The 22,594-nt window shown below is 73.1% G+C and carries 24 protein-coding genes; 11 read left to right on the top strand and 13 right to left on the bottom strand.

Annotation, left to right across the window (positions count from 1 at the left end; all coding sequences use genetic code 11):
• Nucleotides 1-5 precede the first annotated feature (5 nt).
• From ABZW11_RS29335 to paaZ, 6 genes are all read right to left on the bottom strand, one after another.
• Nucleotides 6-1,394: a dihydrolipoamide acetyltransferase family protein gene (locus ABZW11_RS29335; RefSeq protein WP_355423746.1), complete on the bottom strand. Its 1,389-nt coding sequence runs from the start codon at nt 1,392-1,394 to the stop codon at nt 6-8.
• Nucleotides 1,391-2,440, bottom strand: coding sequence for an alpha-ketoacid dehydrogenase subunit beta (locus ABZW11_RS29330; RefSeq protein ID WP_355423813.1), 1,050 nt, complete (start codon nt 2,438-2,440; stop codon nt 1,391-1,393). Before ABZW11_RS29330 ends, ABZW11_RS29335 begins: the two co-directional genes overlap by 4 nt.
• 11 nt (nt 2,441-2,451) lie before the next feature.
• A complete protein-coding gene (gene pdhA / locus ABZW11_RS29325) occupies nt 2,452-3,549 on the bottom strand; it encodes a pyruvate dehydrogenase (acetyl-transferring) E1 component subunit alpha (RefSeq protein WP_355423743.1) in 1,098 nt (365 codons plus the stop codon).
• Nucleotides 3,550-3,726: 177 nt separating this feature from the next.
• A complete protein-coding gene (locus ABZW11_RS29320; protein ID WP_355423740.1) occupies nt 3,727-4,251 on the bottom strand; it encodes an Lrp/AsnC family transcriptional regulator in 525 nt (174 codons plus the stop codon).
• A gap of 132 nt (nt 4,252-4,383) precedes the next feature.
• Nucleotides 4,384-4,539: a hypothetical protein gene (locus ABZW11_RS29315; RefSeq protein ID WP_355423737.1), complete on the bottom strand. Its 156-nt coding sequence runs from the start codon at nt 4,537-4,539 to the stop codon at nt 4,384-4,386.
• Nucleotides 4,526-6,571 carry a phenylacetic acid degradation bifunctional protein PaaZ gene (paaZ, locus tag ABZW11_RS29310; protein ID WP_355423735.1) on the bottom strand — a complete coding sequence of 682 codons (2,046 nt, stop codon included), beginning with the start codon at nt 6,569-6,571 and terminating at the stop codon, nt 4,526-4,528. Before paaZ ends, ABZW11_RS29315 begins: the two co-directional genes overlap by 14 nt.
• 104 nt (nt 6,572-6,675) lie before the next feature.
• Between paaZ and paaA the strand changes: the two genes are divergently transcribed.
• The 7 genes from paaA to ABZW11_RS29275 all read left to right on the top strand — a co-directional run bounded on the left by paaA (nt 6,676) and on the right by ABZW11_RS29275 (nt 12,307).
• Nucleotides 6,676-7,638 (top strand): 1,2-phenylacetyl-CoA epoxidase subunit PaaA, encoded by a 963-nt coding sequence (gene paaA / locus ABZW11_RS29305; RefSeq protein ID WP_355423732.1) that lies wholly within the window; start codon nt 6,676-6,678, stop codon nt 7,636-7,638.
• The gene (paaB, locus tag ABZW11_RS29300; RefSeq protein WP_355423729.1) at nt 7,635-7,928 is read left to right on the top strand and encodes a 1,2-phenylacetyl-CoA epoxidase subunit PaaB; all 294 of its coding nucleotides are present in this window, start codon (nt 7,635-7,637) and stop codon (nt 7,926-7,928) included. The genes paaA and paaB overlap by 4 nt, the downstream gene beginning before the upstream one ends.
• Before the next feature lie 12 nt (nt 7,929-7,940).
• Nucleotides 7,941-8,945, top strand: coding sequence for a 1,2-phenylacetyl-CoA epoxidase subunit PaaC (gene paaC, locus ABZW11_RS29295; protein ID WP_355423726.1), 1,005 nt, complete (start codon nt 7,941-7,943; stop codon nt 8,943-8,945).
• Between the two features lie 98 nt (nt 8,946-9,043).
• Nucleotides 9,044-9,532, top strand: coding sequence for a 1,2-phenylacetyl-CoA epoxidase subunit PaaD (gene paaD / locus ABZW11_RS29290; protein ID WP_355423811.1), 489 nt, complete (start codon nt 9,044-9,046; stop codon nt 9,530-9,532).
• 2 nt (nt 9,533-9,534) lie between these two features.
• The gene (gene paaE / locus ABZW11_RS29285) at nt 9,535-10,617 is read left to right on the top strand and encodes a 1,2-phenylacetyl-CoA epoxidase subunit PaaE (RefSeq protein WP_355423723.1); all 1,083 of its coding nucleotides are present in this window, start codon (nt 9,535-9,537) and stop codon (nt 10,615-10,617) included.
• A 53-nt stretch (nt 10,618-10,670) separates the two neighbouring features.
• Nucleotides 10,671-11,426 (top strand): enoyl-CoA hydratase/isomerase family protein, encoded by a 756-nt coding sequence (locus tag ABZW11_RS29280; protein WP_355423720.1) that lies wholly within the window; start codon nt 10,671-10,673, stop codon nt 11,424-11,426.
• The gene (locus ABZW11_RS29275; protein WP_355423717.1) at nt 11,423-12,307 is read left to right on the top strand and encodes a 3-hydroxyacyl-CoA dehydrogenase family protein; all 885 of its coding nucleotides are present in this window, start codon (nt 11,423-11,425) and stop codon (nt 12,305-12,307) included. The genes ABZW11_RS29280 and ABZW11_RS29275 overlap by 4 nt, the downstream gene beginning before the upstream one ends.
• A 10-nt stretch (nt 12,308-12,317) precedes the next feature.
• Here the strand turns inward: ABZW11_RS29275 and ABZW11_RS29270 are convergent, their stop codons facing one another.
• Entirely contained in the window at nt 12,318-12,947 is a 630-nt protein-coding gene (locus ABZW11_RS29270) for a TetR/AcrR family transcriptional regulator (protein ID WP_355423714.1), read from the bottom strand.
• 129 nt (nt 12,948-13,076) lie between these two features.
• Here ABZW11_RS29270 and ABZW11_RS29265 point away from each other — a divergent pair, with 129 nt between their 5' ends.
• Complete coding sequence (locus ABZW11_RS29265; protein WP_355423711.1) at nt 13,077-14,279, top strand: cytochrome P450; 1,203 nt, start codon at nt 13,077-13,079, stop codon at nt 14,277-14,279.
• The gene (locus ABZW11_RS29260) at nt 14,273-14,977 is read left to right on the top strand and encodes a helix-turn-helix domain-containing protein (RefSeq protein WP_355423708.1); all 705 of its coding nucleotides are present in this window, start codon (nt 14,273-14,275) and stop codon (nt 14,975-14,977) included. Before ABZW11_RS29265 ends, ABZW11_RS29260 begins: the two co-directional genes overlap by 7 nt.
• 11 nt (nt 14,978-14,988) lie before the next feature.
• On the opposite strand, the gene sigJ is transcribed toward ABZW11_RS29260, so the two are convergent.
• Nucleotides 14,989-15,921, bottom strand: coding sequence for an RNA polymerase sigma factor SigJ (sigJ, locus tag ABZW11_RS29255; RefSeq protein ID WP_355423705.1), 933 nt, complete (start codon nt 15,919-15,921; stop codon nt 14,989-14,991).
• Between the two features lie 29 nt (nt 15,922-15,950).
• Nucleotides 15,951-16,685 carry an SDR family NAD(P)-dependent oxidoreductase gene (locus ABZW11_RS29250; protein WP_355423702.1) on the bottom strand — a complete coding sequence of 245 codons (735 nt, stop codon included), beginning with the start codon at nt 16,683-16,685 and terminating at the stop codon, nt 15,951-15,953.
• Nucleotides 16,686-16,755: 70 nt separating this feature from the next.
• Here ABZW11_RS29250 and ABZW11_RS29245 point away from each other — a divergent pair, with 70 nt between their 5' ends.
• Together ABZW11_RS29245 and ABZW11_RS29240 are read left to right on the top strand one after the other, a co-directional pair.
• Nucleotides 16,756-17,547 carry an aminoglycoside phosphotransferase family protein gene (locus ABZW11_RS29245; RefSeq protein WP_355423699.1) on the top strand — a complete coding sequence of 264 codons (792 nt, stop codon included), beginning with the start codon at nt 16,756-16,758 and terminating at the stop codon, nt 17,545-17,547.
• A gap of 70 nt (nt 17,548-17,617) precedes the next feature.
• Complete coding sequence (locus ABZW11_RS29240) at nt 17,618-18,808, top strand: alpha/beta hydrolase (RefSeq protein WP_355423695.1); 1,191 nt, start codon at nt 17,618-17,620, stop codon at nt 18,806-18,808.
• Between the two features lie 116 nt (nt 18,809-18,924).
• Here ABZW11_RS29240 and ABZW11_RS29235 read toward each other — a convergent pair whose 3' ends face one another.
• The 4 genes from ABZW11_RS29235 to ABZW11_RS29220 all read right to left on the bottom strand — a co-directional run bounded on the left by ABZW11_RS29235 (nt 18,925) and on the right by ABZW11_RS29220 (nt 22,489).
• Entirely contained in the window at nt 18,925-19,695 is a 771-nt protein-coding gene (locus tag ABZW11_RS29235; protein WP_355423692.1) for an alpha/beta hydrolase, read from the bottom strand.
• 111 nt (nt 19,696-19,806) lie between these two features.
• Nucleotides 19,807-21,099: a sigma-70 family RNA polymerase sigma factor gene (locus tag ABZW11_RS29230; RefSeq protein ID WP_355423689.1), complete on the bottom strand. Its 1,293-nt coding sequence runs from the start codon at nt 21,097-21,099 to the stop codon at nt 19,807-19,809.
• Nucleotides 21,096-21,428, bottom strand: coding sequence for a YciI family protein (locus tag ABZW11_RS29225; protein WP_355423686.1), 333 nt, complete (start codon nt 21,426-21,428; stop codon nt 21,096-21,098). Before ABZW11_RS29225 ends, ABZW11_RS29230 begins: the two co-directional genes overlap by 4 nt.
• 35 nt (nt 21,429-21,463) lie before the next feature.
• Nucleotides 21,464-22,489, bottom strand: coding sequence for a hypothetical protein (locus tag ABZW11_RS29220; RefSeq protein WP_355423684.1), 1,026 nt, complete (start codon nt 22,487-22,489; stop codon nt 21,464-21,466).
• Nucleotides 22,490-22,594: the final 105 nt, after the last annotated feature.

Raw genomic sequence — 22,594 nt, 5'->3', positions numbered from 1 at the left:
GGGGGTCAGGTGTCGGCGAGCAGGATGGCCGGGTTCTCCACGCAGTCGGCGACGTGCCGCAGGAAGCCGCCCGCCGCTCCCCCGTCGCAGACCCGGTGGTCGAACGTCAGGGAGAGCTGGGCGATCTTGCGGGCGGTGACGACGCCCCCGTGCACCCACGGGCGGTCGATCACCCGGCCGACGCCCAGCAGCGCCGCCTCCGGGTGGTTGATGATCGGGGTGGAACCGTCCACGCCGAAGACGCCGTAGTTGTTGAGCGTGAACGTGCCGCCCGTCAGCGACTCCGGAGGCAGCTTGCCCTCTCTGGCCAGGCCGGTGAGCCGGGTCAGCTCGGCGGCGAGCTGGGCGGTGGTCATGAGGTGGGCGTCGCGGACCACCGGGACGACGAGGCCGCGGTCGGTCTGGGCGGCGAAGCCGAGGTTGACGTGGCCGTACCTGACGATCTCCGAGCGGTCGCCGTCCACCGTCGAGTTCAGCTCGGGGAAGCGGCGCAGGCCGTCCACGCAGATGCGGGCGAGCAGGGCGAGCAGGCCGATGCCGAGCTGGGGGCGGGTGCGGCGGAGCGCGTCCCTGGCCGCGACCAGGTCGGTGGCGTCCACGTCCACCCAGGTCGTGGCGTCGGGGATCTCGGTGCGGCTGCGGCTCATCTTCTCCGCCACGGCCCGCCGCACGCCGCGCAGCGGGATGCGCTCCGGCGGTCGCGGGACGGCGGGGCTCGCCGCGCCCGCTCGCTCGATGGCCTGCTCGACGTCGCGGCGCAGGATCACCTCGCGCGGGCCGGTGGGGGTGACCTGGGCGAGGTCGATGCCGTGCTCGCGGGCGATCCTGCGCACCAGCGGCGAGATGACCCGCGGCGCCTGCCCCGGCGTCCGGGAGCTCGCCGCCTCCTGCCTCAGCGGACGCAGGCCCGCCGAGGACGTCTTGAGCGGGCGCGCCTCTCCTGCGGCGCTCTTGAGCGGCCGCACGTCCTCGGCCGGCGCCTTGAGCGGGCGGGCGTCCGCGGCCGGCGCCTTGAGCTGGGCGGGGCGGCGACGGCGGCGGGAGGTCCCGTGGTGGCCGGTGCCGTAGCCGATGAGGACGTTGCCGCTGCCTGCCCGCTCCTCCTCGCGGTACCGGGACGCCGCCGGGTCCTCGGCCGGTGCCGCGCCGCCGATCTCGATGAGGGGCTGGCCCACCGACAGGACGGCGCCGGGTGCGGCGTGCAGGGCGAGGACGGTCCCCGCGTACGGCACCGGCACCTCAACGGCCGCCTTGGCCGTCTCAACCTCGACCACGATCTGGTCCACCGCGACGGTGTCGCCGACGGCGACCTTCCAGTCGAGCACCTCGGCCTCTGTCAGCCCCTCGCCGAGGTCGGGCAGGCGGAACACCTGCCGCGTACCGGTGGCCGTCATGACGCCTCCCGGCTCAGGTGCAGCAGGTCGGGCCGGTCGCCGAACTGGAGCCGGTCCACCGCGTCGAGCACCCGGTCCACGTCGGGCAGATGGGTGTGCTCCAGTTTGGGCGGCGGGTACGGGATGTCGAAGCCGGTCACCCGCAGCACGGGCGCGGCCAGGGAGTGGAAGCACCGCTCCTGTACGCGGGCCGCGATCTCGGCCCCCACCCCGGCGAACCCCTGCGCCTCCTGGATCACCACGCACCGCCCCGTCCTGCGTACCGACGACGCCACGGTCTCGTCGTCGAACGGGACGATGCTCCGCAGGTCCACCACCTCCAGCGAGCGGCCCTCCGCGGCGGCCGTCTCGGCGGCCTGGAGCGCGACGGGCACGCCCGGCCCGTACGCGACGAGCGTGGCGTCGCTGCCCTCGCGCCGCACCACGGCCCGCCCGAAGCCGGGGGCGCGCCGCTCGGCGGGCGAGAAGTCGTCCTTGGCCCAGTACAGCTTCTTGGGCTCCATGAAGATCACCGGGTCGGGATCGTCGATGGCGTCGCGGAGCAGCCAGTACGCGTCCTCGACGGTGGCGGGCGTGACGACCTTGAGCCCCGGGGTGTGGGCGTAGTACGCCTCGCTGGAGTCGCAGTGGTGCTCGACCCCGCCGATGCCGCCCGCGAACGGGATGCGGATCACCATCGGCAGCGACACCCTGCCGCGGGTGCGGTTGCGGGTCTTGGCGACGTGGGAGGCGATCTGCTCGAAGGCCGGGTAGGCGAACGCGTCGAACTGCATCTCGACGACGGGACGGAAGCCGCCCATCGCCATCCCGACCGCGAGACCGACGATGCCGGACTCGGCGAGCGGGGTGTCGAAGCAGCGTTCCTCGCCGAACTCCCTGGTCAGCCCGTCGGTGATGCGGAACACCCCGCCGAGCGGCCCGACGTCCTCGCCGAAGACGAGCACCCGCTCGTCCTCGCGCAGCGCGTCGCGCAGGGCGGCGTTGAGTGCCTGTGCCATAGAGGTCGGCTTGGACGCGGCGACGGGTCCGGGTGCGGACACGGGCATGGCGGTCATCGTCACTCCTCCGTGGCGCTCAGCTCGGCCCGCAGCAGCTCGCGCTGCTCGCGCAGCTGCGGCGTGGGCTCGGCGAAGACGTGGTCGAACAGCTCGAACGGGTCGGTCTCCGGGTCGGCGTTCATGCGGTCGCGGACGCGGGCGGCGTAGGCGTCGGCGGCCTGCGCGGCGGCTGCGACGCCGGCGTCGTCCAGCAGGCCCCGGCCGCGCAGGTAGGTCTCCAGGCGGGCCAGCGGGTCGGCCGACTCCCACCGCGCGACCTCCTCGGCGTCGCGGTAGCGGGTGGGGTCGTCGGCGTTGGTGTGCGGGTCCATCCGGTACGTGTGCGCCTCGACCAGGAAGGGCCCACCGCCCGCGCGGGCCCGCCCGACGGCCTCGGTCAGCACCGACAGCACGGCGACCAGGTCGTTGCCGTCCACCTGCTCGGACGGCACCCCGTACCCGACGCCCTTGTACGCCAGCGCCGGCGCGGCGGTCTGCCTGGCCAGCGGCACCGAGATGGCGTACTTGTTGTTCTGCACCAGGAACACGACCGGGCAGCGCAGCACGCCGGCGTAGTTGAGCGCCTCGTGGAAGTCGCCCTCGCTGGTGCCGCCGTCGCCGATGAAGGCCAGCACCACCGCGTCCTCGCCCTTGCGGCGCAGCGCCTCGGCCATGCCGACCGCGTGGATGGTCTGGGTGGCGAGCGGCGTGCACTGGGGGGCGACGCGGACGGCGGCGGGGTCGTAGCCGCAGTGCCAGTCGCCGCGCAGGAGGGTGAGCACCTCGACGGGGTCGAGGCCGCGGGAGACGAGGGCCACGCTGTCGCGGTAGGTGGGGAACAGCCAGTCGTCCTCGCGCAGCGCGAGCACCCCGCCGATCTGGCAGGCCTCCTGTCCCAGGCTGGAGGGGTAGACGGCGAGGCGGCCCTGCTTGGTCAGCGCGGTCGCCTGGCGGTCGAAGCGGCGGCCGATGACCATCCGGCGGTAGGCCTCCGTGAGCTGCTCGCCGGCCGGCATCGGGTACGCGGCGGGGGGATCGACGGCGGTGCCGTCCTCGGCGACGAAACGCACGGGGGCGGGCGTGGGGAGGAGACCGTCGACCACCTGGGGATGAGACATGGCGACGCTCGCTTTCTCTGGACGGTGGACAAGAGAAGCGTCCGCGTAGCGAGCCATTCGTTCAAGACATCGGCGGCGATAGGCGACGAATGGCTGCAAACCATGCTTCTCACAGCCATTTGTCGATTTGACCAGCAAGGGAAGCGGGACCAGCCGGACGTTTTGCCGCCCCGGCGATCAACGGGCCCGGCTCCAGTGGGCGCCCTGGCCGCGGGCCTCGTCGAAGACGAGCCAGGTCCGGGTGGCGCGCACGCCCGGGATGTCCTGGATGCGTTCGAGCACGACGTGCCGCAGCGCCGCGTTGTCCGGCGTCCTGACCAGCGCCAGCACGTCGTAGTCGCCGCCGACCATGGCGAAGTGCTCGACGTAGGCGATCTCGCGCAGCCGGGCCGACACCTGCCGCCAGGAGTTCTGCTCGATGGTGATCGACACGTACGCGCTGGTGCCCAGCCCCGCCTTGGCCGGCGCGATCTCGGCGGTGAAGCCGGTGATCACGCCGTCCTCCATGAGCCGGGTGAGCCGCGCGTACGCGCTGGCCCGGGAGATGTGCACGTGCTCGGCGAGGGTGCGCACGGACATGCGGCCGTCGCGCCGCAGCTCGGCGATGATCGCGCGGTCCACGTCGTCGAGCGCCGCGGCGGCCCGCTCAGGCCACTCCTCACCGGCCGGCACGCTCGTCGCCGTGGACGGATGGCTCTCCATGCCCCTCACTCCTTGCCAAAGGTCTCCAGGTGGCCGCCTGCCGAAGCGCTGCCCCGGCGAGCGGCCGTCACTCAGGCCGCGCCCCAGGCCGTGGCCCAGACGGCGGCCCACGCCGTGGCTCGGGCGGTGGGCTCAGCGGCCGTCGAAGGCGGGGCGGCGTTTCGACAGGAACGCCTCCACGGCACCGGCGTGGTCGGCCGTCAGGCCCAGGCGGGCCTGGGCTCGCGCCTCGGCGGCCAGCGTCGCTGCCAGCTCGTCCTGCGGCACCAGCCGTTCACCGGGCGTCACCGTCCCAGGTCTTGGCGACCAGGGTGAGCACGTCGTACGTGGCCACGGGCTGCCCCTCCTGGTTGGTGACGACGGCGTCCCAGCGCACCTCGCCGTAGTCGGCGTTGCCGCGCGGCGTGATCTGCTTGACGGTGAGCGTCACCGCTATGCTGTCGCCGGCCTTGACCGGGGTGAGGAAGCGCAGCGCGTCCACGCCGAAGTTGGCCAGCACCGGGCCGGGCGCCGGGTCGACGAAGAGCCCGGCGGCCAGCGAGACGACCAGGTAGCCGTGCGCGACGATGCCGCCGAACAGCGGGTTGCGGGCGGCGGCCTCGGGGTCGGTGTGGGCGTAGAAGGTGTCGCCGGTGAACTCGGCGAAGCGCTCGATGTCCTCAAGCGTGACCGTGCGCGGCGCGGAGGCGATGGTGTCGCCGATCCGCAGCTCGGCCAGCGACTTGCGGAAGGGGTGCACGTCGCTCGCGGCGCGGGCGGCGCCGGTCGTCCAGCGTCCTGTGACGGCCGTGAGCAGGTCGGGCGAGGCCTGGACGGCGGTGCGCTGCATGTGGTGCAGCACGCCGCGGATGCCGCCCAGCTCCTCGCCGCCGCCGGCCCGGCCCGGCCCGCCGTGGACGAGGACGGGCAGCGGCGAGCCGTGCCCGGTGGACTCCTTGGCGTCGTCGCGGTCCAGCACCAGCACCCGGCCGTGCCAGGGCGCGAGCCCGAGCACCACGGACCTCGCGACGTCGGGGTCGTGGGTGGCGACGGAGGCGACCAGGCTGCCGCGCCCGCGGGCGGCCAGGGCGACGGCCTCGTCCAGGCCGTCGTAGGCGAGCACGGTGCTCACCGGCCCGAACGGCTCGACCTCGTGCGGCTCGGTGGCGCCCGGCCTGGCCCGCAGCAGGAGCGGGGTCATGAACGCGCCGCGCGTGGCGTCGCCGTCGAGCAGGGCGCCGCCCGCCGGCTCGCCGTACACGACGTCGGCGCTCGCGCGCAGGGCTTCGACGGCCTTGCGCACCTCCTCGCGCTGGGCGAGCCCGGCCAGCGCGCCCATGCGCACGTCGGGGTTGCGCGGGTCGCCGACGCTCACCTTGGCCAGGCGGGCGGCCAGCGCCTCCTCGACCTGCCCGGCCATGGCCGAGGGCACCAGCACCCGGCGGATGGCGGTGCACTTCTGCCCGGCCTTGACCGTCATCTCGGTGACGACGCCCTTGATGAACAGGTCGAACTCGGGGTCGTCCGCGCGCACGTCGGGGCCGAGGACGGAGCAGTTGAGCGAGTCGGCCTCGACGCCGAGCACGACGCCGCCGTCCAGCACGTTGGGGTGGCGGCGCAGGATGCCGGCGGTGTGGGCGGAGCCGGTGAAGGCGACGGAGTCCTGCACGGTCAGCTCGTCGAGCAGCCCGCCCGCGCTGCCCGCGAGGAGTTGCAGCGCGCCCTCCGGGAGGATGCCGGACTCGATGATCATGCGGACGGCCAGCTCGGTGAGGTACGCGGTCTGGCTCGCCGGCTTGACGATCGAGGGCAGGCCGGCGAGGAAGGCGGGGGCGAGCTTCTCCAGCATGCCCCAGACGGGGAAGTTGAAGGCGTTGATCTGCACGGCCACGCCCGGCCGCGAGGTGTAGAGGTGCTGGCCGACGAACGTGCCGCCCTTGCCGAGGCGTTCGAGGCCGCCGTCCAGGAAGACCGTGTCGTTGGGCAGCTCGCGCACGCCCTTGCTCGCGTAGCTGAACAGGGTGCCGATGCCGCCGTCCACGTCGATGGCGGTGTCGCGGGGGGTGGCGCCGGTGCATACGGACAGGGCGTACAGCTCCTCCTTGCGCTCCAGCAGGTGCTTGGCGAGCGCCTTGAGCAGGGCGGCGCGCTCGTGGAAGGTGAGCGCGCGCACGGCGGGACCGCCGGTCCGCCTGGCGTACGCGACCATCGCGCCGACGTCGAGGCCGCGGCTGGAGATGCGCGCGACCTCCTCGCCCGTGGCCGCGTCGAGCAGCGGCTCTCCCTCGTCGGCCGCGCGGAACCACCGTCCCGCGGCATAGCTCTCCAGCAGCGTGCTCACACTGTCTCCTCTCCCCGGGCGCGACCTTGCGCGGGCACCCCTCTGTGTGCGACCTTATTACTGACCGAGCGATAAGTAAATGAGCCCGAGGTGTCGGAGGAAAGATGACGACCACCCCAGCGGAGCCGGACCTCGAGGCCCGCCTGCAAGCCGGGTTCGACGCGACCATCGCCCGCCACGACCGCATCGAGCCGCGCGACTGGATGCCCGACGCCTACCGCAGGACGCTCATCCGCCAGATCGCCCAGCACGCCCACTCCGAGATCATCGGCATGCAGCCCGAGGGCAACTGGATCGGCCGCGCCCCCTCACTGCGCCGCAAGGCGATCCTGCTGGCCAAGGTGCAGGACGAGGCGGGGCACGGGCTCTATCTGTACTCCGCGTGCGAAACCTTGGGCGTCTCCCGGGCCGAGCTGACGGAGTTGCTGCTCAGCGGCAAGCAGAAATACTCCTCGATCTTCAACTACCCGACGCTCTCGTACGCCGACGTCGGCACCATCGGCTGGCTGGTGGACGGCGCCGCCATCTGCAACCAGGTGCCGCTGTGCCGCACCTCCTACGGCCCCTACGGCCGCGCGATGATCCGCATCTGCAAGGAGGAGTCGTTCCACCAGCGGCAGGGGTACGAGCTGCTGATGACGATGATGCGCGGCACCGACGAGCAGCGAGCCATGGTGCAGGAGTCGGTCGACCGGTTCTGGTGGCCGTCGCTGATGATGTTCGGGCCGCCGGACGCCCAGTCGCCCAACAGCGCGCGCTCGATGGCCTGGGGCATCAAGCGCAACTCCAACGACGAGCTGCGGCAGAAGTTCGTGGACATGACAGTCCCGCAGGCCGAGGCGCTCGGCGTGACGCTGCCCGACCCCGGCCTGCGCTGGAACGAGGAGCGCGGCCACTACGACTTCGGCGAGCCCGACTGGGAGGAGTTCGCCGCCGTGCTGCGCGGCGACGGACCGTGCAACGCCCAGCGCATGGCGCACCGCAGGGCCGCCCACGAGGAGGGCGCCTGGGTACGCGAGGCCGCGCTCGCCTTCGCCGAGCGCTCACAGCAGGAGGTCGCCCGATGAGCACCGACCGCCGGGAATGGCCGCTGTACGAGGTGTTCGTCCGTGGCAAGCGCGGGCTCAATCACGTGCACGTCGGCTCGCTGCACGCCCCTGACGACCAGATGGCGCTGCGGCACGCCCGCGACGTCTACACCCGCCGCAACGAGGGCGTCAGCATCTGGGTCGTACGGGCCGACGCCATCACCGCCTCGTCCCCCGACGAGAAGGACCCGCTCTTCGCGCCCAGCGGCGACAAGGTCTACCGGCATCCGACGTTCTACGAGATCCCGGGCGACGTCCCGCACATCTGATCGGACCTGCTCATGAGCGACGAACACCGCGGCGGACACAGCAGCGAACACGGCAGCATCAGCGGACACAGCAGCGAACACGGCAGCATCAGCGGACACAGCGGCGAACACGGCAGCATCTTCGACGGCCTGATCGAGGGCGGTGACTCCGCTCAGTGGGCCTTCGGCACGGACTTCGAGGACCCGCTGGCCGGGGTCGACACGACCGTGCCCGAGGGGGTGGACCCGGCCGCGCTGGCCGCGTACTGCCTCATGCTCGGCGACGACGCCCTGATCCTGTCGCAGCGGCTGTCGGAGTGGTGCAGCCGCGCGCCCGACCTGGAGGAGGACATCGCGCTCGCCAACATGGCGCTCGACCTGCTCGGGCAGGCGCGGTTGCTGCTGGCGCGGGCGGCGGCGGCCGACCCCGGCGTGGTGCCCGCGCTGCCCGACGGCTCGCCGGTGCCGGCCGAGGACGCGCTGGCGTTCTTCCGCGACGACCGCGACTTCCGCAACGTGCGGATGTGCGAGGTGCCGAACGGGGACTTCGCGCACGTGGTGGTGCGGCTGCTGCTGTTCTCCGCGGCCCGGCTCGCCCTGTTGGAACGGCTGCGCGCCAGCCGGGACCAGGTGCTCGCCGCCGTCGCGGGGAAGGGCGTCAAGGAGGTCGCCTACCACCGCGACTGGGCCGGGCGCTGGTTCCTCACGCTGGCGCGCGGCACCGAGGAGTCGCACCGCAGGCTGCTGGCCGCGCTCGACGCGCTGTGGCCGCTGCGAACCGAGCTGGTCACCGCCCACCCGCTCGAACTCGCCATGGCCGACGCCCGGGTGGGTGTGGACCCGTCGTCCCTGGCGGGCGAGGTGGACGCCGTCCTGGACCAGGTGCTCGCGGTGAGCGGCGTCGAACGTCCCGAGTGTGCGCCGCTGGCCGGCGTCGGCGGACGCACCGGCAGGCACGGCCTGCACACCGAGGCCCTGAGCAGACTGCTCACCGAGATGCAGGTGGTCGCCCGCGCACACCCGATGGGGCGCTGGTGACCCCCGCTCAGCCCCGCGCGGGCCTCACGCCGGGCGACGGGCCGCCCCCTGGGCGGGCGCGCGAGGATGCGGCCGCGCGGGCGGACGCGGCGGTCGAGGTGGCGGGGCAGGTGCGGGATCCTGAGATGCCGATGCTGACCCTCGCCGACCTGGGCGTGTTGCGCGGTGTCGAGGTGACGCGGGACGCCGCCGACGGCGGCGAGGTGGTGGTCGCCTCGATCACGCCGACCTACACCGGCTGCCCGGCCATGGCGACCATGCGCGACGACCTCGTGCGCCGGCTCAACGACGCCGGGTTCGAGCGGGTGGAGGTGCGGGTGGTGCTGGACCCGCCGTGGTCGAGCGACTGGATCTCCGAACGCGGCCGGGCCGCCCTGCGCGACGCCGGGCTGTCGCCGCCCGGCCCCGCGCCCCGGCGTACCGGGCCGGTGCTGCTGACCCTCGGCCCCAAGCGCGCGGCGCCGCGCTGCCCGCGCTGCGGCTCGGCGGACACCCGGCTCACCTCCGAGTTCGGCGCCACCGCCTGCAAGGCCCTCTACCGCTGCACCGGCTGCCTCGAACCGTTCGAGCACGTCAAGGAGATCTAGCGATGACCATGCCGGCGACCGCGCCGTCCAGGGCCGCCGTCTTCCACCCGCTGACCGTGGCGGCGGTGGACCGGCTGTGCGACGACGCCGCCGCGATCACCTTCGAGGTGCCGCCCGAGCTGCGCGACACGTACGCGTTCAAGGCCGGCCAGTCGCTCACCCTGAGCCGGATCGTCGACGGACGCGAGGAGCGGCGCTCGTACTCGATCTGCGCCCCGGCCGGCGCCGCGCCGCGCATCGGGGTCAGGGAGATCCCCGGTGGCCTGTTCTCCTCCTGGCTGGTCCACGACGTACGGCCGGGCACGGTCATCGAGGTGCAGCCGCCCACCGGCTCCTGGCAGGCCGACCCGGACGGCGGCGAGCGCCACCTGTGCGTGGCGGCCGGCTCGGGCATCACGCCGCTGCTGTCGATCGCCTCGACCGTGCTCACCCACCCCCGCGCCCAGGTCTCCCTCCTGTACGGCAACCGCACCAGCCGCACGGTCATGTTCGCCGAGGAGCTGGGCGACCTGAAGAACCGCTACGGCCCCCGCCTTCAGGTCGTGCACGCGCTCTCCCGCGAGCCCCGCGACGTCGAGCTGCTGTCAGGGAGGCTCGACGGCGACCGGCTGCGCCGCCTGCTCACCTCGCTCGTCCCGGTCGAGGTGTTCGACCACGTGTGGCTCTGCGGGCCGCTGGAGATGATCGAGCAGGGCAGGCCGGTCCTCGCCGAGCTGGGCGTGCCCGCCGAGCGAGTGCACGTCGAGCTGTTCTACGCCGACGCGCCGCCGCCCCCGCCGCACAGGGACGACTCGACTCCGCCGGGCGCCACCACGGAGCTGACGACCGTGCTCGACGGGCTGCGCACCACCTCGACCGTCTCCCGGGAGACGACGCTGCTCGACGGCGCCCAGGCCACCCGGGCGGACCTGCCGTTCGCCTGCAAGGGCGGCGTGTGCGGCACGTGCCGGGCCGTCGTACGGTCGGGCGAGGTGGACATGCGGCGCAACTACGCGCTCGAACCGTCCGAGCTGGCCGCCGGATTCGTCCTGACCTGCCAGACCTATCCCGTCGGCGAGCACGTCACCGTCGACTACGACGCCTGAACAGGAGCCCACGTGACAACTTCCTTCGCCCTGCCCACGCTCGGGGAGCGGACGTGAGCGGGCCGAGCCTCCTCGTCGAAGAGGGCGCGGACCGCGTGGTGTGGCGGCTCAACCGGCCCGAGGTGCGCAACGCCATCGACCGCGAGCTGGTGGCCGCGCTGCACGAGGCGTGCGCGGCCGTCGAGGCGGACCCGAAGGTCGTGCTGCTCGTCGGCGAGGGCGGGACGTTCGCGGCCGGCGCCGACATCGCCCAGCTGCGCGAACGTGGCCGCGATGACGCGCTGCGCGGCATCAACTCCAAGATCTTCGACCGCGTGCACCGGCTGCCGATGCCCACCGTCGCCCTCCTCGACGGGTACGCCCTGGGCGGCGGCGCCGAGCTGGCCTACGCCTGCGACTTCCGCATCGGCACGCCCCGCACCAGGATCGGCAACCCGGAGACCGGCCTCGGCATCCTCGCCGCGGCCGGGGCGGCCTGGCGGCTGGCCGAGCTGGTGGGCGAGCCGCTGGCCAAGGAGATCCTGCTCGCCGGCCGCGTACTGACGGCCGAGGAGGCCAGGGACGTGCGGCTGCTGAACGAGCTCGCCGAACCGGACGACCTGCTGGCGGCCGGGCACCGCCTGGCCGACCGCATCGCCGCCCAGGCCCCGCTCGCGACCCGCCTGATGAAGGCCGTCTTCCACGCGCCCCGCCAGGCGCACCCGTTCGTGGACGACGTGGCGCAGGCGGTGCTGTGCGAGACCCAGGAGAAGCGCGCGCGCATGACGGCGTTCCTGGAACGCCGCGAGCGGAAAGGACCGCGCCCATGACCACCGACCGGCCCACCGACCGGCCCACCGACCAGCCCAGCGCCTTGCCGGGTGACGTCGGTGTCCTTGGCGGGGGCCGCATGGGGGCGGGCATCGCGCACGCGTTCCTCGTCGCGGGCAGCGCTGTCGTCGTCGTGGAGAGCAGTGAGGAGACGGCCGCCGCCGCTCGTGCCAGGGTCGAGGGCAGCGTGGGCAAGGCCGCCGCCAAGGGCACGCTCGGCGAGCCGCAGGAGGCCGTGCTGGCCCGGCTGCGGATCACGACCGATCCGGGCGACCTGGCGGGCTGTCAGCTGGTCGTGGAGGCCGTGCCCGAGGATGCCGCGCTCAAGGCGGAGGTGCTGGCCGTCGCCGAGAGGCGGGCTCCGGGCGCGGTGCTCGCCACGAACACCAGCAGCCTGTCACTGACCGGGCTCGCCGCCAAGCTGGCCGCGCCTGAACGCTTCCTCGGCCTGCACTTCTTCAACCCGGTCCCGGTGAGCGACCTCGTCGAGATCGTCGCCGCGCCCACGACCGGGCCCGAGTTGCTGACCCGCGCCCAGGGCTGGGTGGCCGCGCTCGGCAAGACGCCCATCACCGTGACCGACTCGCCCGGCTTCGCCAGCAGCCGGCTCGGGGTGAGTCTGGCGCTGGAGGCCATGCGGATGCTCGAAGAGGGCGTGGCGAGCGCGGCCGACATCGACACCGCGATGACCCTCGGCTACCGGCACCCGGTGGGCCCGCTGCGCACCACGGACATCGTGGGCCTGGACGTGCGGCTGGCCATCGCCGAACACCTGGCCCGCGAGCTGGGCCCGCGCTTCGAGCCGCCGCAGATCCTGCGCGACCTGGTCGCCGCAGGCCACCTCGGCCGCAAGACCGGCCAGGGCTTCTACACCTGGTGACGGCGCCCGGTCAGGTCTCGTGGCGGGCCAGGCCGTCGAAGGCGATGGAGGTGATGGCGGCGGCGACCATCGCCTGGTCGTAGGCGCCGTCGGGGCGGTACCACTCGGCGAGCGAGTTGACCATGCCGAACAGCAGGCGGCTGACCAGCGCGGGCGGTACGTCGTCGCGCAGCGCGCCCTCGGCGACCGCGTCGGCCACCAGGGCGGCGAGCCGGTCGTCGAGCCAGCGGCGCCGTTCGAGCGCGGCCAGCTCGACCTCGCTGTTGCCCCGCACGCGCAGCAGCAGCGTGACCGACGGCTGGTGTGCGACCAGCACCTCGACGCTGCGCCGCACGACCTCGCGCAGCCGCTCGTACGCGCTGCGCCCGGCCGGCTCGCGGGACGCCTCGGTCACCACGGCGGTCAGCTCGTCGAGCGCGTCGTCGAGCGCCTGGCCGAGCAGCTGCTCCTTGCTGGTCACGTGGTGGTAGATGGCCGGCTTGGTCAGCCCGAGTTCCTTGGCCAGGTCACCCATGCTGGTGGCGTCGTAGCCGCGGCGGTTGAACATCTCGACGGCGGCGCGCAGGATCGCGGACTGGTCATAGCCGGGACGGCCCCGCCGGCGGCGTGGGGCCGGTTCGGCCTGCTCAGTCGTGGTCACAAATGCAGCATCTCACGCGTCCGCCCCACACATCGCCGCGCCCGCCACGTACGGGCACCCTTCTCAATCACTTGATTTACTTAAGCGGATTGACTTAGCTGGGCCTCACAAGCACCTCTGGGAGGACACGTGAGCGCGCAGCAGGTTCCCGACTACCCGTTCGCCAACCCCACCGCCCTGGAGCCACCGCCCGAATGGGCGGAGCTGCGCTCGGGCTGCCCCGTCGCCCCGATCAGGCTCGCGAGCGGCGACCAGGCGCTGCTGCTGACCAGGTACGACGACGTCAAGCAGGTCCTGTCGGACCCGCGCTTCACCCGCCGGCTCGACGCGCCGGACGCCGCCAGGGTGACCGCCAACGAGTCGGGCGGCGTGTTCGGCAACCGGGGCAGGAGCATGACGGGCGACGAGCACCGCGCCTGGCGGCAGCTGGTGGGCAAGGCGTTCACCGCCAAGCGGGTCACCGCGATGCGGCCGCGCATCGAGGCCGTGGCCGAGCACCTGGTCGAGGAGATGGTCGCGGGCGGCGCACCGGCGGACCTGGTGTCCGCGCTGGGGTTCCCGCTGCCGGTGTGGGCCATCTGCGACCTGCTCGGGGTGCCCGACGGCGACCGCGACAGGTTCGCGTACTGGTCGGACACGATGCTCAGCATGACCAGGTTCACCCAGGAGGAGATCGACGCCGCGCAGGCCGAGTTCGACGTCTACCTGGTGGCGCTGGTGGACGCCAAGCGGAAGGAGCCGGGCGACGACCTGATCAGCGAGCTGCTCGCGATCGTCGAGGGCCTGGACGGCCGGCTGACCGAGCAGCTGCTGATCGGCACCGCCAGGGGCCTGCTGGTGGCCGGGCACGAAACGACCGCCAATATGATCGGCAAGATGATGTCGATGCTGCTGGCCGACCGCGGGCGCTGGGAGGCGCTGCTGGCCGACCGCACTCTGACCCGCTCGGCGGTGGAGGAGGCGTTGCGCTTCGACGCCAACCCCGGCTTCGGCATGCCCCGCTACCTCACCGAAGAGGTCTCCGTGAGCGGCGAGACGCTGCCGAAGGGCACCACCGTCGTGTGCAGCATGGCCGCGGCCAACCGTGACGAGCGGCAGTTCGACGAGGCGGACGAGATGCGGCTCGACCGCTCACCCAACCCCCACGTCGCCTTCGGCGCCGGCCCGCACTCCTGCCTCGGGCAGGCACTGGCCCGCACGGAGCTGCAGGCCGTGCTCAAGGTCCTGCTGGACCGGCTGCCCGGCTTGGAACTGGCCGTCCCCGCCGCCGAGCTGCGCCGTCGCGAGGGGCTGGTGGTCGGGGGGCTGGAGGAGGTACCGGTGCGATGGTGACGCCCTCGGGGCCCGCGCCCGAGCGCCGCGGGGTGCGGGCCAGGGACACGCGCGAGGCGCTGCTCGACACGGCGGAGCGGCTGTTCGCCGAGCGGGGCGTCGGCGAGGTGTCCAACCGGCAGATCAGCGAGGCGGCGGGGCAGGCCAACAACTTCGCGGTCGGCTACCACTTCGGGTCGAAGGCCGGTTTGGTCCAGGCGATCGTCCGTCGCTACACCTACGACCTGGAGCGGCGGCGGCTGCGGCTGCTGGCCGAGATGGGCGAGCCGGGCGAGCTGCGCGACTGGATCTCGTGCCTGGTCCGCCCGGCCACCGACCACCTGGCGGCGCTGGGCGTGCCGAGCGTGCGGGCCCAGTGCATGGCGCAGATCAACACCGTGCCCCCGATGCGGCAGATCGTCATCGAGGAGGCCGTCTCCACGCCGTCCATGCGGACCAGCCTGGCCGGCATGTTCCGGCTGCTGCCCGGCCTGCCGGAGGGGACGCGCCGCTACCGCGCCGACATGAGTCGCCTCCTCCTGGTGCACGCGCTGGCCGAGCGGGAACGCGCGCTCAACGAGGGCGACCCGCTCAGCCTCACCTGGGACGCCACCGCGACCAGCCTCATCGACGCCCTGACCGGCCTCTGGACGGCTCCCGCCACCGCTCCGGCCCCACCCGCGGCCCTGGAGGCCACCGGCCCCGCCGGACCCGCCTGACCCGCGAGCCGTCAGCGGTTCGGGAGGAGGCCCACGTCGGAGACCGGGCCGAGGTGGTGCAGCTTGTCGGGGTTGGCGACCGAGTGGATCGCCTGCACGTACCCGTCCGCGATCGACAGCTCGACCACGCTCGCCACCCGTCCCTCGGCGTCGTGCAGGACCGCTCCCGGGCGGCCGTTGACCCAGGCGAGACTGAGCGTGACGCCGAGCGCCCTGAACCGGCGCAGGCCGCCGAGGAGCAGCCGCGCCACCCGCAGGCGGTCGGTCGCGGGCCATGAGAGCGCGGGCACCTTGCCGCCGCCGTCCCCGTGCAGCACCACGTCGGGGGCCAGCATGTCGAGCAGCGCGTCCAGGTCGCCGCCTGACGCGGCCTCGAAGAACCGCTGGGCCAGCTCGGCGCCCTCCGCCCGCCGCGCGGGGGCGAGCGGCCCGCCGGGTTCCCGCGCCCCCTCGGCGATCCTGCGGCGCGCGCGGGCGAAGATCTGCCGGCAGTTCGCCTCGGTCTTGCCGGTGACGCGGGCCACGTCGGGGTAGCCGTACCCGAAGACCTCGCGCAGCATGAAGACCGCCCGCTCCACCGGCGAGAGCGCCTCCAGCAGCACGAGGAACGCCATCGACAGCGAGTCGGACAGCTCGGCGTGCTCGGCGGGGCCTGAGGTGAGCCCCGCCCCGAGGCCGGGGACGACGACCGGCTCGGGCAGCCAGTCCCCCACGTACGTCTCCCGCCGCACCCGCGCCGACCGCAGGTGGTCGATGCCGAGCCGGGTCACGGCCGTCGTCAGGTACGCCTTCGGCTCGGCGACCGTGGTGCCCGCCTGGCGGGCCCTGGTGAGGCGGAGGTAGGCGTCCTGGACGATGTCCTCGGCGTCGCCGACGGATCCGGTCATCCCGTACGCGATGGAGAACAGCAGCGGCCGGTAGCCCTCATCGTCCGCGCGCGACATATCCGTCCCCTTCCCGAAATATCCGGTGCTCACCAGGCCACCGGTCCCAGGCGGTCGATGAAGATGCCGCTCGGCCCGCCGGCGTCGAGGGTAGCGAGCCTGATGATCGGGTCGCTGCCCTGGGTGACGGTGAGCGTGCCGGTGTGGTGGTTCATGTCGGTGGCGGTGTAGGCCCGGTTGGCGATCTCGCCGGGGGTGAGCACGTTGAACTTGATGTGCGGCAGCGCCTGCGCGTACCGGACGGTGATCATGTTGAGCGCCGCCTTCGACGAGCTGTACGCCAGCTCGTGCATCTTCGAGACCGGCTGGTCAGGATCGGTGACCACGCCGAAGGAGCCGCCGCCGCTGCCGACGTTCACCACGCGCGGGTTGTCCGATGCCTCCAGCAGCGGCAGGAAGGCGTGGGTGACGCGAACCGGCCCGTAGACGTTGGTGTCGTAGACGGCGTGCAGCTCATCGGCCGTGGCCTGGGCGGGCGGCAGCACGTTGCCCGGCGCGCCCGCGTTGTTGATCAGCACGTCCAAGTGATCGGTGTGCTCGCGGACCAGGCTCACGGCCGCCGCGACCGACTCGTCGGAGGTCACGTCCAGGGGGGTCACGACGACCTCGATGCCGTCGGCGGCCAGCTTCTCGGCCGCCGCGCGGCCCCGCCCGGCGTCGCGGGAGCCGAGGAAGACCTGCCAGCCCATCTCGCCGAGCCGCCTGGCCGTCTCCAGGCCGAGTCCCTTGTTCGCACCGGTGATCACTACACTCGTTCGTTCCATGCACTCAAAGACGAGATGGCCCGCCCTGTTGTGACGGCTGTGAGTGAGGTCACACGGCTGAGGAGAGATCGTGACGCTGCCGCCCGTACCGAAGCTCGACGTCCAGCAGGCCCTGCGCGACCTGCCCGTGCCGCTCGCCTACGAGGGGCCGTGTCCCGGCGGGCAGGTGGGCGCCGCCTACGTCCGCTGGCCCGACGGTCGCCGGTCGGTCCTGACCCGGGGGCCCGACGTCGGCCCGCTGCTTGAGGTGGCGCGAGCGGCGGGGGTGCCGGCGCCCGCGTACGAGCTGGTCCACCCGCCCCTCCTGGTGCAGGAGCTGATGCCAGGGCGCGTCCCGGAGAAGGCCACGGCGGAGCTTGTCCAGCAGATGATCGAGATCAACCGGCGGTGCCGGGGCGTGCTCGCGGGCCGCTCGGACCTGCCGCCGCTGCGGCTGTTCCTGACGGAGGACGGGCCCGGCTTCTGCCTGCACGGCTCGCTGCGCTCCTACGACGGCCGGACCCGCCGCCTGCTCGACCAGATCGAGGAGGTCGGCAGGGCGTTCCCCGGCGACGTCCTCGACGGCGACGACCTCGTGCACACCGACTTCCACCCGGAGAACGTCCTGGTCGACGCGGACGGCGCCATCACCGGTGTGATCGACTGGGACGGCGCGACGCGCGGCGACGCCGGCTTCGACCTGTTCACGCTCCGCTTCGACCTCGCACACCGGACCCCCGGCCTGCACGTGGACGTGCCCGAGCGGGTGGCGCTGCGCTGCTGGGCGCACATGAGCCTGCGCCTGGTGGACTGGGCGATCCGCCATTTCAGCGCCTCCGAGGTGACGCGGTGGCTGGAGGTGGCCGAGCGGCTCAGACCCTGACGAAAGTCAGGGTGCGTGCCCGTCTTTCGAGCATGTCGAGCGGTCCAGGCCCGTCCGTACCGTACTCGCCATGATCAGAACCACGGTTACCTCCCTCGCCCTCACCCTGCCCCTCACCCTGCCCCTCACCCTGTCCCTCTCCCTGCCCCTCACTGTGGCGGCGCTCCCCGCGCAGGCCGCCGGCACGGCCGAGGTGACCTTCGCGATTCCCCGGCCGACCGGCGCGTACCAGGTCGGGCGGGACGTCCTGCACCTGAAGGACGCCGGGCGGCGCGACCCCTGGGTGCCGTCGGCCCGCTCGCGCGAGCTGATGGTCTCGATGTACTACCCCGCACGTTCCGGCGGCGGCGCGGCCCCGTACATGACGACCGCAGAAGCCGCGGCGCTGCTCAGATCGCAGAAGCTGGACAAGGTGTTCAAGCCCGAGCAGATCACCGGCGTGCGCACCAACGCGCGGACCGGCGCCCGGCAGGCCGCCGGACGGCACCCCCTGGTGATGCTGTCGCCCGGGTTCTCGCTCAACCGGGCCACGCTGACCATGCTCGCCGAAGAGCTGGCCTCCCGGGGGAACGTGGTCGCGCTGGTGGACCACGCCTACGAGTCGTTCGGCACGACGTTCCCCGGCGGCCGCACCCTGACCTGCGCCGCGTGCGACGCGGTCGAGAAGGCCCCGTCCGACGCGGCGAGCAAGCGCATGATGGCCAAGGTCGCCACCGGCCGGGCGGCCGACCTGTCGTTCGTGATCGACCGGGTCACCCGCGCCTCCGGATGGAAGCGCGCGGCGATGATCGACAGGAAGCGCGTCGGCGCGGCAGGACACTCGATCGGCGGCAACGCCGCCGCCGCCCTCATGGCCGCCGACCGCCGGGTGCGCGCCGGCGTGAACATGGACGGCACGTTCTTCGCGCCCGTCCCCAAGAGCGGGCTCGCCAAACGGCCGTTCCTCATGCTCGGCACGAAGGCGGGGCACTCCCCCGGCTCCACCGACACGTCCTGGCCGCGCGACTGGCGGCGGCTGGACGGCTGGAAGCGCTGGCTGACCGTGGCCGACTCCGGCCACTTCACCTTCATCGACCTGCCCGTGCTGGGCGCTCAGGCCGGGATCACCGACCCGGAGGCGCCGCTGCCGGGCAAGCGGTCGGGCGAGATCACCACCTCGTACGTGGGCGCCTTCTTCGACCGGCACCTCCAGGGCGCGAAGCGGCCGCTGCTCGACGGCCCGACCGCCGCCAATCCCGAGGTCACCTTCCAGAACCCGTGATCTGCGGGGTGTTTCCCTTGACCAGGCCGGTTTCCTTGTCTGCTGACAGGAATCTCCGAATCAGGGAGGTGACCTGAGCCGGCTCACGTGGACCCCCAGGCCCCGCCCGAGCCGGGTCAGCCGAGGAAGCCGGTCAGGTGGAGTGCCAGGACCTCCCAGGAGACGTTGTGGTCCTGGCCGTCGAGCACCGTGTGCCGCGCTTCGGGCAGGGCGTCCAGCAGGACGCGGGCGGCGGCGTCCGCCCAGGGGCCGGTGCGGGAGCCGGTCAGCACCAGGACGGGCGCGGTGACGGCGGCGAGGCCCGGCGGCAGGCCGCCGTCGCCGAGGACGGCGGCGTCGTACGCGAGCGTGGGCGCGATCGCCTCCATGGACGGCCACATGGGAGCGTGGCGCATTCCCTCGATCGCCTCGCCCGGCATCCCGACCGAGCGCAGGAACAGCGCCATGGCGTCCCCCGGCCGCCCGCCGTCCAGGCAGGCCGCCAGCTCGTCCGCGTACGCGCGGGCGCGGGCGGGCGCGCCGGGGTCGAGCTGGAACGGCGGCTCCCACAGCGCGAGCCGCGTGATCGGCAGGCCGGCCGCGGCGGCACGCAGCGCCAGCACCGCGCCCGACGAGTTCCCGAACACCGCCGCCGCTCCCCCTGCCGCCTTGATGACCGTCGCGAGGTCATCGACCTCGCGCTCCACCGCGTAGGGCGAGGTGTCGCCGCTGTCGCCGCGCCCCCGCCGGTCATAGTTGATCACCGTACGCTCGCCGGCCAGCAGCCGGGCCAGCGGCTCGTGAACGCCCCTGGTGCAGGACGCCCCGCTCACCAGCACGACGGGCTCCCCGTCGCCCATGACGTCGAACGCGATGGGGGTGCCGTCGGCCGAACGGGTGGTCTTCATGGTCATGCCTTTCGTAGAAGACGACTGTTTCCGCCCTGCCTACGAACGGCAACCGCCCAGACGGACACCCCTCCCGGAGAAGTTTCGTGCGGGCGGCGGATCGCGTGCCGCTCAGACGTGCGCGATCTCTCCGAGCCGGCGGGTCAGGTGCCGTCGTTCCGGGCCGTCGGGAGCCAGCTCCACGGCCCGCCGGTAGTGCTCGGCGGCCTCGTCCGTGCGGCCCATGCGGCGCAGGAGGTCGGCGCGGGCGGCGTGGAGCACGTGGTGGCCGTCCAGGCGGGCTCCGAGCGGCTCGGTCATGGCCAGGCCACGGGCGGGGTCGGCCATGCCGGCGGCGATGGCCCGGTTGAGCCGGACGATGTCGGAGGGGACGTGGCGTTCGAGCGCGCCGTACAGGGCGGCGATCTCCGTCCAGGGCGTCTCGGCGAACGACGGAGCGGTCGCGTGGCAGGCGGCGATGGCGGCCTGGATCCGGTACGGTCCCGCGCCCGCGCTGCCGCGCCGCAGCACGTCGTCGAGCAGCGCCACGCCCTCGTCGATCTGCTCGCGCCGCCACCGTGAACGGTCCTGCTCCTCCAGCGGCACCAGCTCCCCGCCGTCCTCGCGGGCCGCGCTCCTGGCGTCGTGCAGGAGCATCAGCGCCAGCAGCCCGCCCGCCTCCGGCTCGCCCGGCAGCAGCCCGTGCACCAGCCGCGCCAGCCGGATCGCCTCGTCCGTGAGCGACCGCCTGATCGGCTCATCGCCCGCGCCCGCCGCGTACCCCTCGGAGAAGAGCAGGTAGAGCACGCCGAGCACGGCCGGCACCCGCTCCGGCAACTCCTCGGCCGGCGGCACCTGAAAGGGCAGCCCCGCGTCGCGGATCGCGCGCTTGGCGCGGGTGATCCGCTTGGACATCGTGCCCTCGGACACGAGAAACGCCCGCGCGATCTCCGCCGTGGTGAGCCCCGCCAGCGTTCGCAGGGTGAGCGCCACCCGCGCCTCGAACGGCAGGCGCGGATGACAGCACGTGAAGATCAACCGCAACCGGTCGTCCTCAACGACGGTCCCCGGGCCGCCACCGCGCGAACCGGCCGGTCCGCCGGAAGCGGGCAGGGTGGCGGCGTGGAGGGTGGCGAGTTCGCGGAGCTTCGCGGCGCCTGCCGAGACGCGGCGGAGGCGGTCGATCGCCTTGTTGCGGGCCGTCGTGGTGAGCCAGGCGCCGGGGGCCGGCGGCACGCCGTCCTCCGGCCAGCGGGTCAGCGCCTGAGTGAAGGCGTCCTGGGCGCATTCCTCCGCTAGGTCCCAGTCGCCGGTCTGCCGGATCAGGGTCGCCACGACGCGGCCCCACTCCTCGCGGAACAGGGCCGTCACCGTCTCCCGGACGCCCGCCTGCGCCGGTTCCTGTGGCGGGTCCTGTGGTGTCACGGTTGGAGGGCGCGGAGTTCTATCGTGCCGTGGCGGGCCACCGGGTGGGTCCGGGCGGCCTCCATGGCCTCCTCGCGGGACGCGCACTCGATCAGGCTGAATCCGGCGACGACCTCCTTCGACTCGACGAAGGGGCCGTCGGTCATCAGCACCTCGCCGTCGCGCACCCGCACCGTGGTGGCGTCGGCCGGGGGTTCGAGGCCTCCGGTCGCGATCAGCCCGTCGCCGCGCGCCGCGGCCCACGCCTTGCAGCCGGGCAGGAAGTCCGGATCGGCCAGCATCGCCTGATAGGACTCTTCGTCCCCGCAGACCAGCAGCAGGTACTTCATCCGTTAACCCTAAAGCCCCCGCCCGCCCGCCGGGGTCAGCGGAAGTCGGAGATGCGCAGCACCGCCAGCATGTCCTTGGCGCGGGAACCGTCCGTCGAGAAGGACGCCTCGGCGCCGACCCAGCCGCGGAACGCCCCCGAGTCGTCGATGATCTGCATGAGCGGCTTGACGTGCGAGTTCCCGGTGTAGCAGAACTGGCCCCGCTCCATCGCCAGGCAGGTGCACCAGTGCCAGAGCGTGTCGCGGCGGTCGGTCTTGGAGATCATCGTCAGGTAGTACTGGATGGAGGAGATGTTGGCCTTGGTCCCGCCGCCGTACCTGGGGCAGCCGCCCTCCTTCTGGCAGGCGCTGTTGGACGAGGGCTGCAGGTACGTCAGGCACGAGGTGGTGCCGGAGCACTGGCGGAACGACGAGAGCCCGAACGGCTGGTTGGCCGACCTGACGAGCTTGCCGCCCGCCCAGCTCGTCAGGTCCTGCCTGAGCGAGCTGGGGAACGCCTTCACCGAGCTCATCGCGCGGCGGGTGCCGTAGGAGGCGTTGCTGCCGTAGCCGTAACCGTGCGTGGCGAGCGTGCTGCGCTTGAGGTCGAGGCGGGCGAGCTTGCCGTCCGGCGACTTGCGGACGTACCACTGCTCGGTCCAGGTCTGGGCGATCTTCCACTTGATGGTGAGCACGTCGCCCGCCACCGAGTACGTCCCGGTGCGCCGCTCGCTCGGGCCGCCGGTGAAGCCGCCGGCGGTGAGCACCTTGCACCCGCGCACCCGGGTGGACTTGCCGCCGGCCTTGGTGCTGCAGCTCGCGTCGGGGGCGGTGCCGGTGCTCTGCCTGGCCTTCGGGCTCCGCTGCCACCACAGGTAGAAGCCGGCGCTCACGGTGCCGTTCCTGGCGAAGGTGTAGTTGCCCAGGCGTAGCCAGTTCTGCTGGGAGGCGGCCTTGAGATGGCCCTGCGAGACCACGAACGTCGACTTGCCGCCCGGCAGCGCCGTGGCGGCGGCCGCCGGGCCGGATGGGAGGAGAGTGAGGCCGAGCAAGAAGGTGAGGATCGCGGCTGCGATGCGCATGTGGCGTCTCCGGGGGGATGACAAGGCGTGTCCGGCTCAGCACGACACCGTAATAGGGCCTGACCGGATATGTCAGCGAAACACCGTCACAAGTCCCGCTCGTCA

Origin of the sequence: Nonomuraea sp. NPDC004580, from assembly GCF_040609855.1 — a bacterium.
GTDB lineage: Bacteria > Actinomycetota > Actinomycetes > Streptosporangiales > Streptosporangiaceae > Nonomuraea > Nonomuraea salmonea.
This window is presented reverse-complemented; position numbering and strand designations above follow the sequence as displayed.